The organism is Massilia mucilaginosa (assembly GCF_011682145.1).
GTDB lineage: Bacteria > Pseudomonadota > Gammaproteobacteria > Burkholderiales > Burkholderiaceae_D > Telluria_A > Telluria_A mucilaginosa.
Map to the genome: position 1 here is coordinate 83,107 of NZ_WHJH01000008.1, position 16,352 is coordinate 99,458.

At 62.6% G+C, this 16,352-nt stretch carries 22 protein-coding genes; 10 read left to right on the plus strand and 12 right to left on the minus strand.

Annotated elements, in window-relative coordinates; genetic code table 11:
• Positions 1-7: 7 nt before the first annotated feature.
• From F2P45_RS36745 to F2P45_RS09855, 4 genes are read right to left on the minus strand one after another with little or no spacing between them, the layout of a single operon-like run.
• Positions 8-130, minus strand: coding sequence for a hypothetical protein (locus F2P45_RS36745; protein ID WP_267877343.1), 123 nt, complete (start codon positions 128-130; stop codon positions 8-10).
• Positions 127-1,101 (minus strand): quinone oxidoreductase family protein, encoded by a 975-nt coding sequence (locus tag F2P45_RS09845; protein WP_166873795.1) that lies wholly within the window; start codon positions 1,099-1,101, stop codon positions 127-129. The genes F2P45_RS36745 and F2P45_RS09845 overlap by 4 nt, the downstream gene beginning before the upstream one ends.
• Positions 1,101-1,526, minus strand: a complete 426-nt coding sequence (locus tag F2P45_RS09850; RefSeq protein ID WP_166873540.1) for a methylglyoxal synthase — start codon at positions 1,524-1,526, stop codon at positions 1,101-1,103. The genes F2P45_RS09845 and F2P45_RS09850 overlap by 1 nt, the downstream gene beginning before the upstream one ends.
• Before the next feature lie 44 nt (positions 1,527-1,570).
• Positions 1,571-2,500 carry a DMT family transporter gene (locus F2P45_RS09855; protein ID WP_166873543.1) on the minus strand — a complete coding sequence of 310 codons (930 nt, stop codon included), beginning with the start codon at positions 2,498-2,500 and terminating at the stop codon, positions 1,571-1,573.
• 111 nt (positions 2,501-2,611) lie between these two features.
• Between F2P45_RS09855 and F2P45_RS09860 the strand changes: the two genes are divergently transcribed.
• The 8 genes from F2P45_RS09860 to rng all read left to right on the plus strand — a co-directional run bounded on the left by F2P45_RS09860 (position 2,612) and on the right by rng (position 9,720).
• Complete coding sequence (locus tag F2P45_RS09860) at positions 2,612-3,337, plus strand: YebC/PmpR family DNA-binding transcriptional regulator (RefSeq protein WP_166873546.1); 726 nt, start codon at positions 2,612-2,614, stop codon at positions 3,335-3,337.
• Between the two features lie 6 nt (positions 3,338-3,343).
• A complete protein-coding gene (gene purD, locus F2P45_RS09865) occupies positions 3,344-4,612 on the plus strand; it encodes a phosphoribosylamine--glycine ligase (RefSeq protein WP_166873548.1) in 1,269 nt (422 codons plus the stop codon).
• 179 nt (positions 4,613-4,791) lie between these two features.
• Positions 4,792-5,703, plus strand: coding sequence for an oxygen-dependent coproporphyrinogen oxidase (gene hemF / locus F2P45_RS36115; protein ID WP_229505002.1), 912 nt, complete (start codon positions 4,792-4,794; stop codon positions 5,701-5,703).
• Positions 5,700-6,362: a nicotinate-nucleotide adenylyltransferase gene (locus F2P45_RS36120; RefSeq protein WP_370663230.1), complete on the plus strand. Its 663-nt coding sequence runs from the start codon at positions 5,700-5,702 to the stop codon at positions 6,360-6,362. The genes hemF and F2P45_RS36120 overlap by 4 nt, the downstream gene beginning before the upstream one ends.
• Positions 6,362-7,066, plus strand: a complete 705-nt coding sequence (gene rsfS, locus F2P45_RS09875; protein WP_166873554.1) for a ribosome silencing factor — start codon at positions 6,362-6,364, stop codon at positions 7,064-7,066. Before F2P45_RS36120 ends, rsfS begins: the two co-directional genes overlap by 1 nt.
• A 6-nt stretch (positions 7,067-7,072) precedes the next feature.
• Positions 7,073-7,543 carry a 23S rRNA (pseudouridine(1915)-N(3))-methyltransferase RlmH gene (gene rlmH / locus F2P45_RS09880; RefSeq protein ID WP_166873557.1) on the plus strand — a complete coding sequence of 157 codons (471 nt, stop codon included), beginning with the start codon at positions 7,073-7,075 and terminating at the stop codon, positions 7,541-7,543.
• 15 nt (positions 7,544-7,558) lie between these two features.
• The gene (locus tag F2P45_RS09885) at positions 7,559-8,179 is read left to right on the plus strand and encodes a Maf family protein (protein WP_166873560.1); all 621 of its coding nucleotides are present in this window, start codon (positions 7,559-7,561) and stop codon (positions 8,177-8,179) included.
• 77 nt (positions 8,180-8,256) lie between these two features.
• Positions 8,257-9,720: a ribonuclease G gene (gene rng, locus F2P45_RS09890; protein WP_166873563.1), complete on the plus strand. Its 1,464-nt coding sequence runs from the start codon at positions 8,257-8,259 to the stop codon at positions 9,718-9,720.
• Positions 9,721-9,766: 46 nt separating this feature from the next.
• Here rng and F2P45_RS09895 read toward each other — a convergent pair whose 3' ends face one another.
• From F2P45_RS09895 to F2P45_RS09915, 5 genes are all read right to left on the minus strand, one after another.
• Positions 9,767-10,141: a hypothetical protein gene (locus F2P45_RS09895; RefSeq protein ID WP_166873566.1), complete on the minus strand. Its 375-nt coding sequence runs from the start codon at positions 10,139-10,141 to the stop codon at positions 9,767-9,769.
• A complete protein-coding gene (locus F2P45_RS09900; RefSeq protein ID WP_166873569.1) occupies positions 10,138-10,614 on the minus strand; it encodes a penicillin-insensitive murein endopeptidase in 477 nt (158 codons plus the stop codon). The genes F2P45_RS09895 and F2P45_RS09900 overlap by 4 nt, the downstream gene beginning before the upstream one ends.
• A gap of 53 nt (positions 10,615-10,667) precedes the next feature.
• On the minus strand, positions 10,668-11,159 hold the full coding sequence (locus F2P45_RS09905; protein ID WP_166873573.1) for an Hcp family type VI secretion system effector: 492 nt from the start codon (positions 11,157-11,159) through the stop codon (positions 10,668-10,670).
• A gap of 314 nt (positions 11,160-11,473) precedes the next feature.
• A complete protein-coding gene (locus tag F2P45_RS09910) occupies positions 11,474-11,965 on the minus strand; it encodes an Hcp family type VI secretion system effector (RefSeq protein ID WP_166873575.1) in 492 nt (163 codons plus the stop codon).
• 629 nt (positions 11,966-12,594) lie between these two features.
• Complete coding sequence (locus tag F2P45_RS09915) at positions 12,595-13,086, minus strand: Hcp family type VI secretion system effector (protein WP_166873578.1); 492 nt, start codon at positions 13,084-13,086, stop codon at positions 12,595-12,597.
• Positions 13,087-13,366: 280 nt separating this feature from the next.
• Here F2P45_RS09915 and F2P45_RS09920 point away from each other — a divergent pair, with 280 nt between their 5' ends.
• The gene (locus F2P45_RS09920; RefSeq protein ID WP_166873580.1) at positions 13,367-13,930 is read left to right on the plus strand and encodes a PEP-CTERM sorting domain-containing protein; all 564 of its coding nucleotides are present in this window, start codon (positions 13,367-13,369) and stop codon (positions 13,928-13,930) included.
• A gap of 24 nt (positions 13,931-13,954) precedes the next feature.
• On the opposite strand, the gene F2P45_RS09925 is transcribed toward F2P45_RS09920, so the two are convergent.
• A complete protein-coding gene (locus tag F2P45_RS09925) occupies positions 13,955-14,500 on the minus strand; it encodes a DUF2004 domain-containing protein (RefSeq protein ID WP_166873583.1) in 546 nt (181 codons plus the stop codon).
• 195 nt (positions 14,501-14,695) lie between these two features.
• Here F2P45_RS09925 and F2P45_RS09930 point away from each other — a divergent pair, with 195 nt between their 5' ends.
• Positions 14,696-15,322 (plus strand): ribonuclease T2 family protein, encoded by a 627-nt coding sequence (locus F2P45_RS09930; RefSeq protein WP_166873586.1) that lies wholly within the window; start codon positions 14,696-14,698, stop codon positions 15,320-15,322.
• Between the two features lie 2 nt (positions 15,323-15,324).
• On the opposite strand, the gene F2P45_RS09935 is transcribed toward F2P45_RS09930, so the two are convergent.
• Positions 15,325-15,651: a hypothetical protein gene (locus tag F2P45_RS09935; protein ID WP_166873588.1), complete on the minus strand. Its 327-nt coding sequence runs from the start codon at positions 15,649-15,651 to the stop codon at positions 15,325-15,327.
• 7 nt (positions 15,652-15,658) lie between these two features.
• On the minus strand, positions 15,659-16,339 hold the full coding sequence (locus F2P45_RS09940) for an NAD(P)H-binding protein (protein ID WP_166873590.1): 681 nt from the start codon (positions 16,337-16,339) through the stop codon (positions 15,659-15,661).
• Positions 16,340-16,352: the final 13 nt, after the last annotated feature.

The window sequence follows — 16,352 nt, forward strand, 5'->3', positions numbered from 1 at the left end:
CGTTTTTTCATGGATGGCCGAGCCAGGCCTCCGAACCGAAGGTGATCCCCACGATCAGCAGCACCGCCAGAATCAGCCCGATCAACAGGCGCCCGAACTTGGGCGAGCCATCGTCCTCCGGCGCGCTCATGGCACCAGGATCGACGAACCGGTCGTCTTGCGCGCTTCGAGGTCGATATGCGCCTGCGCGGCGTCGGCCAGCTTGTAGGTCTGGTGGATAGCGATCTTGACATCGCCGCTGGCGACTACCGCGAACAGGTCGGCCGCCATCGCTTCCAGGTCGGCGCGCCTGGCGGCGTAGCTGAACAGGGTCGGACGGGTGATGAACAGCGAGCCGCGCGACGACAGTTCGGCCAGCGAAAAATCGGGTACCGGGCCGGACGCGTTGCCGAAGCTGACCATCGTGCCGAGCGGGCGCAGGCAGTCGAGCGACTTGATAAAGGTGTCCTTGCCGATCGAGTCGTACACCACCGAGACCTTGTCGCCGTTGGTGATCTCCATCACGCGCGCCACGAAATCCTCGGTGTTGTAGTTGATGACGTGGCTGCAGCCGGCCGCCTTGGCCAGCGCCGCCTTTTCATCGGAACCGGCGGTGCCGATCATGTTCACACCCAGCGCGCGCGCCCACTGCGAGGCGATCAGGCCCACGCCGCCGGCGGCCGCGTGGAACAGGATGGTGTCGCCGCGCTTGAGCGGCACGGTGCGGCGGAACAGGTACTGCACGGTCAGCCCCTGCAGCATCATGGCGGCGCCGGTCTCGAACGAGATCGCGTCCGGGAGACGCAGCAGCAGCGCCGAAGGCATGTTGCGCACCTCGCTGTAAGCGCCGTTCGGACGGCCGGCGTAGGCCACGCGGTCGCCCACGGCCACCTCGGTCACGCCTTCGCCGACCGCTTCGACCACGCCCGCGCCTTCCATGCCCAGGCCGGCCGGCAGCGGCTGCGGATACAAGCCGGTGCGGAAGTACACATCGATATAGTTGATGCCGCAGGCGGCGTGGCGCACGCGCGCTTCGCCCGGTCCGGGCTCGCCCACTTCCACGTCGACGTATTCCATGACCTCGGGGCCGCCGGTGCGGTTGATGCGGATTGCTTTTGCCATCATGCTGGACTCCTGTCTGATTCAAAATCGGGTTGTGCGGCCGCCAGCCTGAGATGCGACAGCAGCACATGGGCGGTCGACAGATTGGTGGCGCAGGCCACGTTGTGGACGTCGCAGGCGCGCACCAGCGCGTTGATATCCGGCTCGTGCGGCTGCGGCGTCATCGGGTCGCGCAGGAACACCACCGCGTCGATCCGGCCTTCGACCAGGGCCGCGCCGATCTGCAGGTCGCCGCCAAAAGGGCCGGACTCCTTGCGTTCCACCGCCAGCCCCAGCTCCATGATCAGGCGCGCGCCGGTGGTGCCGGTCGCCATCAGCTGGCAGCCGCGCAGGAAATCGAGGTACTCGCCGGCGAGCACGATCATGTCGTCCTTCTTCTTGTCGTGCGCGATCAGGGCGATGCGGGGCATGGTCGGTTGGTTCATTCGGTCGCTTTCGTGAGGTCGGATTGATGGTGGTGGACTGACGACTATTTTTTCTTCGACAGCATGTAAATCCCCGCCAGTACCATCGCGGTGCCGCCCAGCTGCACGGCGGTGATCGGCTCTTTCAACACCAGCGCGCCGAGGAACAGGGTCGAGACGGGGCCGATCATGCCGGCCTGCGACGCGGTCGAGGCGCCGATGCGCTGCACCGCGATCATGGTCATGAAGACCGGCAGCACAGTGCAAAAAATCCCGTTGGCCAGCGAGTACCAGTACACCGCCGCCGGCTGCACCAGCATCGAGGCGGGCCGCAGCACGAAGAACTGGCCGATGCACACCGCGCTCGAGACGCACATCGCATACGCCACCAGGCGCAGGGAGCCGATGCGGCGCACCATCTCGCCCGACATCAAGAGGTACACCGCGTACGACAGCGCCGAACCAAGCACCAGCAGCGCGCCGACGCTGGTGCGTCCTGTGCTGCCGGCGCCGCCGTCAAGGTCATGCACGAACACCAGCACGATGCCGCAGTACGACACCAGCAGCGCCAGCCACTCGATGCGGCTGATGTGCCGCTTGAGGAACACCGAGGTAATCAGAAGGACAAACGTCGGCGTGAGAAACAGGATCAGGCGTTCCAGCCCGACCGAGATGAACTGCAGGCCAAGAAAATCGAGAAAACTGGAGAGGTAGTAGCCGACCACGCCCAGCAACACCAGGCGCCAGCGGTCGGCGACCGGCAGCGGCGCTTCGGTGCGCATCTTCCAGAGGGCGACGGCGGCGAACACCGGCAGCGAGAACAGCATGCGGAAGGCGAGCACGGTGACGGCGTCGACGTGGTAGCGGTACATCAGCTTGGCCAGCACCGCCTTGGTCGAAAACAGCACCGCGCCCGCGATGGCGAGAGCCAGGCCGGCCATCAGGGCCTGGCGCGGGATCGATTGGGCGGCGACGGCCGTTGCGCTTTTGTTCATGCAGCGATTGTAGAACGAATCGCGCAAACTGGCTGGCGGCCGGCGGATTTTGACAAGGGCGCTATGGTAAAATGTCGGCCACTGATGCATACCGTCTAAGGAAATTTCGACATGGCTGGACACAGCAAATGGGCCAATATCAAGCACAAGAAGGCCGCTACCGACGCCAAGCGCGGCAAGATCTGGACCCGATTGATCAAGGAAATCACGGTTGGCGCGCGCATGGGCGGCCCCGACATCGCCACCAACCCGCGCCTGCGCCTGGCGGTGGACAAGGCGGCTGACGCCAATATGCCGAAAGAGAACGTCACGCGCGCCATCTTGCGCGGCTCGGGCGGGCTCGAAGGCGTGAACTACGAAGAGGTACGCTACGAAGGCTACGGCATCGGCGGCGCGGCCATCATCGTCGACTGCATGACCGACAACCGCGTACGCACGGTGGCCGAAGTGCGCCACGCCTTCAATAAACACGGCGGCAACATGGGCACCGAAGGTTCGGTCGCGTTCATGTTCAAGCACTGCGGCCAGTTCCTGTTCGCGCCCGGCGTGAACGAAGACAAGTTGATGGAAGCGGCTCTGGAGGCCGGCGCCGAAGATGTGGTGGCCGACGAAGAAGGCGGCTTCGAAGTGCTGTGCGATCCGTTCGCGTTCGCCACCGTGAAAGAAGCGTTAGAGGCGGCCGGCTTCAAGGCCGAAGTGGCCGAGATCATCATGAAGCCGTCCACCGAAACCGTGATCGGCGGCGAAGACGGCATCAAGATGCAAAAAATTCTCGACGCGCTCGAGAACCTCGACGATGTGCAGGAAGTCTATACCAACGTCCTGATCGAAGATTAAGCTCCTATGAAAATCCTGGTAGTCGGCTCTGGCGGCCGTGAACATGCACTGGCCTGGAAACTGGCCCAATCCGAACGTATCCAGATGGTCTACGTCGCTCCCGGCAATGGCGGCACGGCGCGCGACATCCGCCTGGTCAACGTCGAACTGTCCGACCCCGAGCAGCTGGCCGAATTCGTCCAGCGCGAAGGCATCGCCCTGACCGTGGTCGGTCCCGAGACGCCGCTGGCGGCCGGCATCGTCAACCTCTTCCGCGGCCGCGGCCTGAAGGTTTTCGGACCCACCAAAGAAGCGGCGCAGCTCGAAAGCTCGAAGGACTTCGCCAAGGCCTTCATGCAGCGTCATGGCATTCCGACGGCGGCCTACCAGACGTTTTCGGACGTGGCGCAGGCGCACGCCTACATCGACGCCAATGGCGCACCGATCGTCATCAAGGCCGACGGCCTGGCTGCCGGCAAGGGTGTCGTGGTCGCGATGACGCTCGACGAAGCGCATCAGGCGGTGGACCACATGCTGGCCGATAACCGCTTCGGCGACGCCGGCGCGCGCATCGTGATCGAAGAGTTTTTGGCGGGCGAGGAAGCGAGCTTCATCGTCATGTGCGACGGCAAAAACATCCTGCCGCTGGCGACCAGCCAGGATCACAAGCGCCTGAAAGATGCGGACGAAGGCCCCAACACGGGCGGCATGGGCGCGTATTCGCCGGCGCCGATCGTCACGCCGGCCATGCATGCGCGCGTGATGCGCGAGATTATCAACCCGACCATCAACGGCATGGCCAAGGACGGCATTCCGTTCACCGGCTTTTTGTACGCGGGCCTGATGATCGACGACAAAGGCAATCCGAAGACGCTCGAATTCAACTGCCGCATGGGCGACCCGGAGACGCAGCCGATCATGGCGCGCCTCAAGAGCGACCTGGTGACGGTGATGGAGCATGCGGTGAACGGCACGCTCGACACGGTCGAACTGGAATGGGACCGCCGCACGGCGGTGGGCGTGGTGCTGGCCGCTGCCGGCTATCCGGACGATCCGCGCAAGGGCGATGTGATCGACGGCATTCCCGCCGAAACGCCGGAATGCGTGACCTTCCATGCGGGCACCCGCCAGCTTGACGGCAAGCTGGTGACCAGCGGTGGCCGCGTGCTGTGCGTGGTGGGCCTGGGCGACAGCGTCAAGATGGCGCAGAAGCAGGCTTACGAGACGGTCGACAAGATCCACTTCAACGGCGCGCAGTTCCGCCGCGATATCGGCTGGCGCGGGTTGAAACACTAAGAATCGACCACTAGCCCCAAAACTGTCGTCTCCGGCACTGCCGAACCCGACTCCCCGCAGAGGCGGGGACGACGACCATTAGAACGACGGTTCTTAGTTTAACGATGCTGCACATATCATAAAACACCGGCACGGTGTACAATTCGTCCTCAATTTTTATTCCCCGGTCCCGCTCCCCGATGTCATCCCCTTCCCCTGCGGCCGTCAAGGCCTGGCTACTCGACCTGCAAGCGCGCATCGTGCAAGCGCTCGAAGAAGCCGACGGCAAGCCCTTCCTGCGTGAAGAGTGGCAGCGTCCCGAGGGCGGCGGCGGTATCTCGCGCCTGATCGAGGAAGGCAATGTGCTCGAACGCGGCGGCGTCAACTTCTCGCACGTGATGGGCGCCAACCTGCCGCCATCGGCCGCGGCCTCGCGCCCCGAACTGGCCGGCCGCGCCTGGGAAGCGATGGGCGTGTCGCTGGTGGTCCACCCGCGCAACCCGTACGCGCCGACGGTCCACATGAACGTGCGCTTCTTCACCGCCACCGCGCCAGGCGAGGAACCCGTATGGTGGTTCGGCGGCGGCATGGACCTGACGCCCTACTACGGCGACGAAGGCGACACGCGCCACTTCCACCAGACCTGCCACGATGCGCTCGCGCCTTTCGGCAGCACCCTGCACGCGCGTTTCAAGCACTGGTGCGACGATTACTTTTACCTGAAACACCGCAAGGAGCCGCGCGGGGTGGGCGGGATCTTCTTCGACGACTTCAACGAAGCCGGTTTCGACCTCTCGTACGCGATGACGCAAAGCGTGGGCGACTCCTTCGTCAAGGCTTACCTGCCGATCCTGATGGCCCGCAAGGACACGCCGTACGGCGAGCGCGAACGCGACTTCCAGGCCTACCGGCGCGGCCGCTATGTGGAATTCAACCTGGTGTGGGACCGCGGCACCCTGTTCGGCCTGCAGTCGGGCGGCCGCACCGAAGCGATCCTGATGTCGATGCCGCCGATCGTCAAGTGGCGCTACGACTGGCATCCGGAAGCCGGCAGCGCCGAAGCGACGCTGTACAGCGACTTCCTGGTGCATCGCGACTGGCTCGCTACGTGACCTTGTGCGTCGCACTGCTGGGAGGCAGTTTCGACCCGGTCCATAACGGTCATGTGGCGCTGGCCACCTTGTTTGCCACCCTGCTCGAACCGGACCAGCTGCGCATCCTGCCGGCCGGCAGTCCGTGGCAAAAGAGCGGCTTGCAGGCCCGCGACGCCGACCGTATCGCCATGCTGCGGCTGGCCTTCGGCGGCGCCGCTGCCGATATTACGAAGGCGGTCACGCTGGACCTGCAGGAAATCGAACGCGGCACGCCGACCTACACCATCGACACCTTGCGCAGCGTACGCGCCGAACTCGGGCCGCAAGCGTCGATCGTTTTCCTGATGGGGTCCGACCAGTTGCAGCAGCTCGACAGCTGGCGCGAATGGCGCGCGCTGTTCGAGCTGGCCCATATCGGCGTGGCGGCACGCCCTGGATTTTCGATGGCCGATGCGGCATTGCCGGCGGCCGTCGCCGAAGAACTCACCATGCGCCGGGGCAGCCTGGCGCAATTGCGTAACACCCCGTCCGGCAGGGCTTACCTGGCCGAGACGCTGGATGTGGACATCTCCGCCACCCAGATTCGTGCGGCATTACAACGGGGCGAGAAGGCAAACTCGCTTATCTCCCCGGTAGTGCTAGACTATATTCAACAACATAATTTATACGAAATCTAATGGATATTAAAAAACTGCAGACCCTCGTCGTCGACGCCCTCGAAGACGTGAAGGGCCAGGACATCACCGTGTTCGATACCGTTCACCTGACCAGCCTCTTTGACCGCATCGCCGTCGTTTCCGGCACCTCCAACCGTCAGACCAAGGCGCTGGCCGCCTCCGTGCGCGACAAGGTCAAGGCAGCCGGCGGCGACGTGATCGGCATCGAAGGCGAAGACACCGGCGAATGGGTCCTGGTCGATCTGGGCGACATGATCGTCCACATCATGCAGCCGGCGATCCGCCAGTACTACCGTCTCGAAGAAATCTGGGGCGACAAGCCGGTCAAGCTGGGCGCGGCCAAGCGCAAGGGCACCGTGGAAGCGGCCGAAGCGGCCGAAGTCAAGCCGAAGTCGAAGCACCTTGCCTCGACCCAGGAAGCGCCTGAAGTCAAGCCGGTCAACGAACGCAAACCAGCCGCCAAAAAAGCCGCCGCCGCCAAGACCTCTGCCGCCGCCAAAAAAGCGCCAGCCAAAAAAGCCGCCAGCAAAGCCGTCGGCAAAGTGGTCAAGGTCGCCGCGACCAAGACCGAAGAAGCCGCAGTCAAGGCGCTCAAGGCACTGCCGCCGAAACGCGCCGCCGCCGTCAAGGCGCCAAAGGCTCCGGCCGACGCCGTGCCGGTCAAGAAAGTCATCAAGCGCGTCGCGAAAAAAGACGCAGAGTAAGCATCGATGCAGCTCATGATCGCTGCGGTCGGCCACAAGATGCCCGCCTGGATCGAGACCGGCTTTTCCGAGTACACGAAGCGCATGCCGCCTGAATTGCGCATCGTGCTCAAGGAAATCAAGCCGGTCGAACGCTCCGGCAGCAAAACGGCGGCCACCGCCATGGCGCTCGAACGCGAGCGCATCGAAGCAGTCCTGCCCAAGAACGCACGCATCATCGCGCTGGATGAACGCGGCAAGGACCTGACCAGCGTGGGCCTGTCCCAGCAGCTGATGCAGTGGCAGCAGGACGGGCGCGACACCGTCTTCCTGATCGGCGGGGCCGACGGCCTCGATCCCGAACTCAAGGCGCGCGCCGAGGGGCTGATTCGTATTTCCAGTATGACGCTCCCGCACGGCATCGTGCGTGTTATGCTTGCCGAGCAGTTGTATAGGGCGTGGTCGATCACGCAGAATCACCCTTATCATCGCGTCTGAGAAAACGGGAATCCGATGAAACCGATCGACAGAAAAATCTACCTTGCCTCGAAAAGCCCGCGCCGGCGCGAATTGCTGCGCCAGATCGGCGTCGAGTTCGAGCTGCTCACCTTGCGCAACGATACGCCGCGCGGTCCGGACGTGACCGAAGTAGTGAACCCGGGCGAAGCGGCCATCGACTACGTGGCGCGCGTGGCCAACGAAAAAGCCGCTTTCGGCTGGAACATGGTGCAGCACCGCCGCCTGACCCTGCGTCCGGTGCTGGCGGCCGACACCACCGTCACCATCGATGGCGCCATCCTCGGCAAACCCGGCTCGCCCAACGAGGCGATGGACATGCTCGAACGCCTGTCCGGCCGCACCCACCAGGTGATGACCGCGATCGCGGTGTATCACACCGACATGAAACGCCAGGTCACGCAAGTGTCCCAGGTGCGCTTCGCCAAGCTGTCGGCGGCCTCGATCAAGGCCTACTGCTCCACTCCCGAACCGTACGACAAGGCCGGCGGCTACGGCCTGCAAGGCCTGGCCGCGCTGTTCGTCGAACATATCGAAGGCAGCCATTCGGGCATCGTCGGACTGCCGCTGTTCGAGACCGCGCAGCTGCTGCGCGAAGCGGGCATTCCGCTGGCCTGATGCGCCCTTGTGCGCGCGCCAGCCGCGTCCCCCCGGCCTCGTCCCTAACACTACAATCTGCACGGCGGCCCTGAACCATGAACGAAGACATCCTGATCAACATCACTCCGCAGGAGACGCGCGTGGCGCTCATCCTGCAAGGCGCCGTGCAGGAACTGCACATCGAGCGCACCCTCACGCGCGGGCTGGCCGGTAACGTCTACTCGGGCAAGGTGGTGCGGGTGCTGCCGGGGATGCAGTCGGCATTCATCGACATCGGCCTCGAACGCGCCGCCTTTCTGCACGTGGCCGACATCTGGGAAGCGCGCACCCACGAAGGCCCGAGCGTGGCGCCGACCCCGATCGAGAAGATCCTGTTCGACGGCCAGGTGCTGACGGTACAGGTGATCAAGGACCCGATCGGCACCAAGGGCGCGCGCCTGTCGACCCAGATTTCTATCGCCGGGCGCATGCTGGTGTACCTGCCGCAGGACAGCCATATCGGCATCTCGCAAAAGATCGAAAAGGAGTCCGAGCGCGAACTGCTGCGCACGCGCCTTCACAGCCTGCTGCCGGCCGAGGAAAAAGGCGGCTACATCGTGCGCACCATGGCCGAGGAAGCGTCCGACAGCGACCTGGCGGCCGATGTGGACTACCTGCGCAAGACCTGGAGCGCGATTCTGCACGGCGCCAAAACGCGCCCCGCCACCAGCCTGCTGTACCAGGACCTGAGCCTGGCCCAGCGCGTGCTGCGCGACTTCGTGCACGACGAAACGGCCACCATCCAGGTCGACTCGCGCGAGAACCACGCCATGCTGGTCGAATTCGCCAAAGCCTACACGCCGACGGTGCTCACGCGCCTGCAGCACTACACCGGCGAGCGCCCGCTGTTCGACCTGTACGGCGTGGAAGAAGAGATCCTGCGCGCACTCGGGCGGCGCGTGGACCTCAAATCGGGCGGCTACCTGATCGTCGACCAGACCGAGGCCATGACCACCATCGATGTGAACACCGGCGGCTTCGTGGGCGGGCGCAATTTTGCCGATACCATTTTCAAGACCAACCTGGAAGCGGCGCATGCGATCGCGCGCCAGCTGCGGCTGCGTAACCTGGGCGGGATCATCATCCTCGACTTCATCGACATGGACAACAACGAGCACCGGCACGCGGTGCTGCAGGAGTTGAAGAAGACCTTGTCGCGCGACCGCACCAAGGTGTCGGTGTCGGGCTTTTCGGCGCTGGGACTGGTGGAGATGACGAGGAAGCGCACGCGCGAGTCGCTGGCGCATATCCTGTGCGAGCCCTGCCCGGCCTGCGCCGGCAAGGGCCAGGTGAAAACCAGCCGCACCATCTGCTACGAGATCCTGCGCGAATTGATGCGCGAGGCGAAGCAGTTCAACCCGCGCGAATTCCGCATCCTCGCTTCGCAAGAGGTGGTCGACCTGTTCCTGGAAGAGGAGTCGCAGCACCTGGCGATGCTGGGGGACTTCATCGGCAAGCAGATTTCGCTGCAGGTCGAGACCGCGTATCACCAGGAACAGTACGACGTCATATTGATGTAGCGGCGCGGCCTTTGTTCATCCGCCGGACGTGGGCGGATGAAGCGGGCTAGCAGCTGGCGCCGCCGATGCTTTTACCGGTGCGCAGATCGAAGCCGAAGTAGCAGTTGTAGCCACTGTCCGTCTCGTAGGTGCAAAACAGATTGTCCTTGCGCCGCTCGCGGTAGCCGGCGGCATCGGTACATTTGAGCTTTTCATCGGGCTGCATCGCATCGAACATGTCCTTGGCAGCCGTGCCTTCGACACGGAAAGCCACCTTGCTGTCATTCCGGCCCGGCGCCTTCTGTTCATGCAGCGAGCCGCCATAGATTTCATACTTGCCCTTGATCGGTTTGTACGTGCCTTCCCACGGCGCTTTATCGTCTGCAAAAGCGTGGAAAGGCAATGCAAGCGCCAGCGTAACCAGGACAAGAATCTTCTTCATGACGGTACCTTGATCAGCACGTGAAAGTGATCGTCGTGGCTTGGCATCGGCCGCACGCCGGTAATCGCTTTGTCGTTGAAGTACACCAGTTGCACGCTGGGAAGGGCAAGAAACAAGCCGATCAGCGTGGCGGTGGCTTCACGATCGTAATCTTGCGAGAAGCGCGTTACAGCGGCCTTCTCGCCATCCTTGCGCAGCGGGCGCACATCGACTTCCAAGCCGCTCTTGTGCGTTCCGTGGCCTTCAAAGCGGGGGCCACCGGCCAGGCTGATATTGCCAATGCCGAACTTGTTCTTGTTGATCGCAGCCCACTGCCGCTCGACCATGAAAATCGCCGAAAGCAATCCCGGATGAGCATATTGTCCACGTCCGTTGCCGGGTGTCCCATAGACGTAATAGCCGGATTCCTGCGGTGCCTGCGGAAGCATGAAAAAACCCCTGCTGTCTTGAATCGGGGGTGCCGTTATCGCCATCGTATTCTCCTGCGTAATGATAGTAAAAAAGGCGGCCAGCGGCCGCCCCCGCATCAGGCCACTTTATTGGCCGCCGCGTCCCAGCCGCCCGCCGTATTGCCGCCGGCGCCGCCGGTGATTTTTTGCTGGACGTACTTCCACTTCACCTTCGAGAATTTGAGGGCGACGCTTTCGGTCATGACGCTGCCAGCGCCGACGCTTGGCGCCACATGCCCGACCAGCACGTTTTCCAGTTCGATCTCGTAGTATTTGATGCGTTCGCCGGCGCCATCGGCGCGCCAGAATTCGAACTTCGCTTTAGCCAGCGTTTTACCCGACGCGCAGTTTTGCGCGAGCAGCGGCGAGGCCAGGTCGGCGATTTTGACAAAACTAATTTCCGACAATTCGGCGCGCTCGGCGGTGTGTCCGCCAGCGGTCGAGGACGTGGCCGAACGTGGCTGCGAGACAGACCAGGCTACCGATTCACACTCGATCCAGTCCTTGTGGCCGGAGTCGGCGGACTCGCCTTTGATGCCGTCGATTTGAAGATATACGTCAATTGCCATCGTAGCTTCCTTAAACAGGGGCGAAATTGCCTTGCGTATTATAGCAAAAACATTAACGTTGGAATTATGTATTATTTTTATGTCAATTGTTAAATTGCGCGGCAGGGCGATAGCGCCCGCATCGATGCGATACAGGCGCGGACACGGCGGACCCGGGGACGCTGTGCGGCGGCGGCCGGAAAGAAGCCGCGGCAGGCACCGCCAAATAGAAAAAACGCCTGAGGAGGATGCACTCTCCTTCAAGCGTTTTTGTTCGCACCCGGAGCCGTGTTGCGCTCCGGTGCGGCGGCCGGCGGCCAGTGGCCGCCGTTCGATCAGACGACCTTGTTGGCTGCCGCGTCCCAACCGCCGGACGTATTGCCGCCAGCGCCACCGCCGATTTTTTGCTGGACGTACTTCCACTTCACCTTCGAGAATTTGAGGGCGACGCTTTCGGTCATGATGCTGCCAGCACCGACGCTTGGCGCAACGTGGCCAACCAGTACGTTTTCCAGTTCGATCTCGTAGTATTTGATGCGTTCGCCCGCGCCATCGGCACGCCAGAATTCAAACTTCGCTTTAGCCAGCGTTTTACCCGACGCGCAGTTTTGCGCGAGCAAAGGCGAGGCCAGGTCGGCGATTTTGACAAAGCTAATTTCCGACAATTCGGCACGCTCGGCGGTGTGGCCACCAGCGGTCGAGGACGTGGCCGAACGTGGCTGCGAGACCGACCAGGCCACAGATTCACATTCGATCCAATCCTTGTGACCGGAGTCGGCGGACTCGCCTTTGATGCCGTCAATTTGGAGGTATACGTCAATTGCCATAGTAGTTTCCTAGGTCAGGGCGAAATTGCCTTTCACTATTATAACAAAAGCACCAACGTTGAAATTATGTCTTATTATTAAATTAATCGTGAAAGCAAGCGCCGCGCCCGCCCAGGCCTGTTACTGCGCTGGCGCGGCTGCGATCGATAGCGCCGCAAGCGTGCGCCAGGTGCGCAAGCGGCGCACCTGCCTTGGCAGCGACCCGGAATCCCGCGCATCCTGGGGTTGCCGTGCGGTGTATGCCGAGCTGCTGGATTTTCGAGTCAAGCAACAGTATTAATAGAAAAATATGTCTACTTTGGTATTGGATGGTTCAACCCACCCGATGCATCTTGACGATAACGAGCAAAAGCTGATCGGGTCATGGTCAGCATATAACAATGTGGACCGTTCCGCTATGCCGCGCCATATCGCCCGGCGCAGCGACCATGCGTGTGCATCAGGGCGCAGGCTATATCATCCTGTCCGGCGGACTTGAAGGACTGCGCGCCGGCCTGAAAATTCGCCAGCGGACGCCCTCAAATAAAAAAACGCTTGCGGAAGATGACTCTCCCGCAAGCGTCTTTGTTTGCGCAATGAGCAGCATGTGCTCACAGCGCATCAAACGGCGGCCAACGGCCGCCGCCCGATCAAACAACCTTGTTAGCTGCCGCGTCCCAACCGCCGGACGTATTGCCGCCAGTGCCACCGCCGATTTTTTGTTGCGTGTATTTCCACTTCACTTTCGAGAATTTCAGTGCAACGCTTTCAGCCATGATGCTGCCAGCGCCGACGCTCGGAGCGATGTGCCCGACCAGTACGTTTTCCAGTTCGATCTCGTAGTATTTCACGCGCTCGCCCGTGCCATCGGCACGGAAGAATTCGAACTTCGCCTTCGCCAGGGTTTTACCCGAAGCGCAGTGTTGCGCCAGCACTGGCGAGGCCAGGTCGGCGATTTTTACAAAGCTGATCTCGGAGAGTTCAGCGCGCTCGGCGGTGTGACCACCGGCGGTCGACGACGTCGCCGAACGTGGCTGCGAAATAGCCCATGCGACGGACTCGCACTCGATCCAGTCCTTGTGGGTGGAATCGGCGGACTCGCCTTTTACGCCTTCGATTTGGAGGTATACGTCAATTGCCATAATGATCTCTATATGTGCAGGGCGAAATTGCCTTTTACGATTATAGCAAAATTACCAACGTTAAAATTATGACTTATTCAATTCTTAATAGTTGACATTCTCGCGCCCGGCGTGGCTGAAATTTGCCCCAGAAATTTTCCGCAGCTAATGTTATGTGTTGCGCATATGCTACTGAGCGCACGAGTCGGCCTGCTACGATCCGCTCACACGTGGCCTTCACGTGGCAGGCCCGGTGCGCTGTCGGCCCCGGGAGTTTGTTCAATCCTCAGCGGAGGTAGCCATGTTCTTCAAATTGATCGGCGCGGCGGCGCTTGCAAGTTGCGCCGCGGTAGCCCAAGCAGGCCCCATCGAGTTTCAGTTCAGCTATACGGGGTTTTACGATAAGGTGAGCAACCAGTTCGATCCGGCGGCTTTGATCGCGGGCAGTTTTATCGCCGATGACCTGGACGGCGACGGCCTGTTTGCAAAGGAAGAACTGATGTCGTTCAAGCACAATGGTTCGAACGATTACATCGGTTGCGGCGTCGGCGACCAGTATTTCTGGAAATGCAGCATCGAGCGCTTCGGCTACCGGATCGGCGGGCCGCTGAAGTTTTCGACCACCTGGTCGATGTCGGATGTCGCCTACCAGGTCACCAGCTCGACCATCACCGGCGAAGAATACGTCTACAACTACCGCAACGCCAACGGTGTCGATACCCGCGGCCTGATCTGGACCGACCAGACCCGGTTTGCGATCGCCGCGCTCAATGCGGTGCCGGAACCGCTGGCGCTGGCGCTGATGGCGATCGGCGCGGCCGGCATGGGCGCGGCACGCTGGCGCCGCCGCCAACGCAGTGCGTGAGCCGCCGCGCGGCCGCGCGCCGCGTCAGCTTTCGACGTCGACGCCCTGGATCGTGCCGTCTTCCGCAAACTTGACCGCGACCACGTAGTTGGTCAGGTCTTCGCCGAAGGTGAAATCGAACATCGCGAACGAGGCGTCCGAATCGTCCGGCATCGGGTGCAGGCCCACATGGCTCAGGTGCAGGGTCGCCAGCATGCGCTCCTCGACCGGCAGCGTGGCGTCGGTGCCGTCGATCAGCGCCGCCAGCTCCTCGGGCGAGAACTCTTCCAGGTGATGATCGACATACGTTTCCCGCACCACGCCGCCGGCATGGAAGTCGGCCACGCAGGCGGCATGCGCGCGCGCGATCTTGCTGTCGAGCTGCTCCATGAAACCCGCGACGCGATCGAGCACGGCAGGATCGAGGTCCTTGACCGCGGAGAACTCGGTAATGCCATCCTCTCCGGAGAATGCGTTAAAGAAAGCGAGCGACAGGTCGATTTCGCGTCCATCGACAAGATACGTTGCTTCGTTGTATTCCTCAGGCAATGCCAGATTGATGGCGCCGAAGTGGGGGATGATTTTTTCCATGATGATTCTCAATTGACCAGAACTTGCTATTTTATCAGCCGGATGACATCCCGCCTGAAAGCCAGGCGCCGCCGCACGGCGCCCCTTGGCCACCGTCAGGAACATGCTGAATGACTGTTTTCCGTAAATGATTTCCAGAAAAAATGATCATTCGTTCAACCTTCGACGCGGAGACATCATGGTCCGATTACGGCAATGCGCACTGGTGGCATTCATGGCCCTGGCCGGGGCTACCCTGCCCGGGGCGGCCCACGCCACGCCAAGGCGCCGCGTGCGGTCACCGGGCAGTTCGATTACTACGCGGTGGCGCTGAGCTGGTCGCCGTCCTACTGCGCCAGCCGCAGCGCCCCCGATCAATGCGCGGTCGGCCGCCAGCTCGGCTTCGTGCTGCACGGCCTGTGGCCGCAGTACGAAACAGGCTATCCATCGAACTGCACCAAGCAGAAGCTGCCCAACGACGTGCGCGAAAAATACACGCCGCTGTTCCCCTCCCCAAAACTGATCGGCCACGAATGGAGCAAGCACGGAACCTGCTCCGGACTGGAGCCGGCGGCGTACTTCGACCTGTCGGCCAGGCTCAAGGACCAGCTGGCGATCCCCGAACCGTATTGGAAGCCGGCGGCGCCTGTGCGCACCACCAACGCGGAGCTGTACAGCGCCTTCAAGGACGCCAATCCGGCCCTGGCCAGGGATGGCGTGCTGCCCTTCTGCGCCAGCGGCGGGCGCTTCTTGCGCGAGGTGCATGCCTGCTACGACAAGAGCGGCAGCTCGCGCAGCTGCAGCCCGGGCCAGGCCAGCTTCCTGATCCAGAGCGTGCGCTGAGCTCAGGCCTGCCACACGCCGTAGCCGGCCTCGCGCAACCCGATGCCCAGTTCGACTTCCATGTCGGCCGCACCCGCATACGGCATCGGGTTGTACACCGCGTACAGGTCCGGCAGCAGGCGCAGGCCGTACTTCCGCACGAACCTGTTGGCCTGGATGCCGGCCTTGTGCTTGTCGAAGCGCAGGTCGATACTCAATCCCGTCATGCCCACGTACACGCACGGTTTGCCGCTGACGTAGCCGGGATTGGACTTCCTGAAACGCGGCTCGTACAGCACATCCTTCGACAGCTCGATCACGTACACACTGTGGTGGTGGCGCCGGCCCATCGGTCGCTTACGGCGGCGTGGCGTTGCGGCCCAGCGGGCCGATGTCGGCGCTGTCGAGCACGCGCTTGCGCGCGCCGCTGCGCACCACCGCCAGCATGGCCTGCCCCACCTGGCGCGTGGTCAGCACATGCTTCGGCATGGCGGCGCGCAGCAGCGGCAGCACGGGCTTCATCAGCGCATAAAAAATGCGGTAGGCGGGGGTCCTGGACTTGATGCCGTCGAGCGGCTGGATCATCCCGGGTCTGAAAATGTACACGCCGCGAAATGGCAGCGCCAGCAGCGCATTCTCGGTCTTGCCGCGCACGCGCTCCCACATGGTGGCGCTGGTTTCGCTGCTGTCGGCGCCGGCGCCGGACACATACACGAACACCATGCGCGGATTGGCCGCCACCAGCGCATTGGCAGCCGCCAGTGTCAGGTCGTGCGTCACGCGCGTGTAGCCGGCCTCGTTCATGCGCGAGGAAGTCACGCCGACGCAAAAGAAGCAGGCGTCGATCTCGTCCAGCTGCGCGCAGACGCTGGCGTAGTTGAACAGATCGGCGTGGACCAGGTCGCGCAGCCTGGGGTGGCTTTGCCCGGTCGGGGTGCGGCCGATGGCCACGACCTGCTCCACATCGGCGGCCTGCAGGCATTCGCGCAGCACGCCCTGCCCGACCATGCCGGTGGCGCCAAATAGCAGAACTCTCACGTCGTCTTCCTCC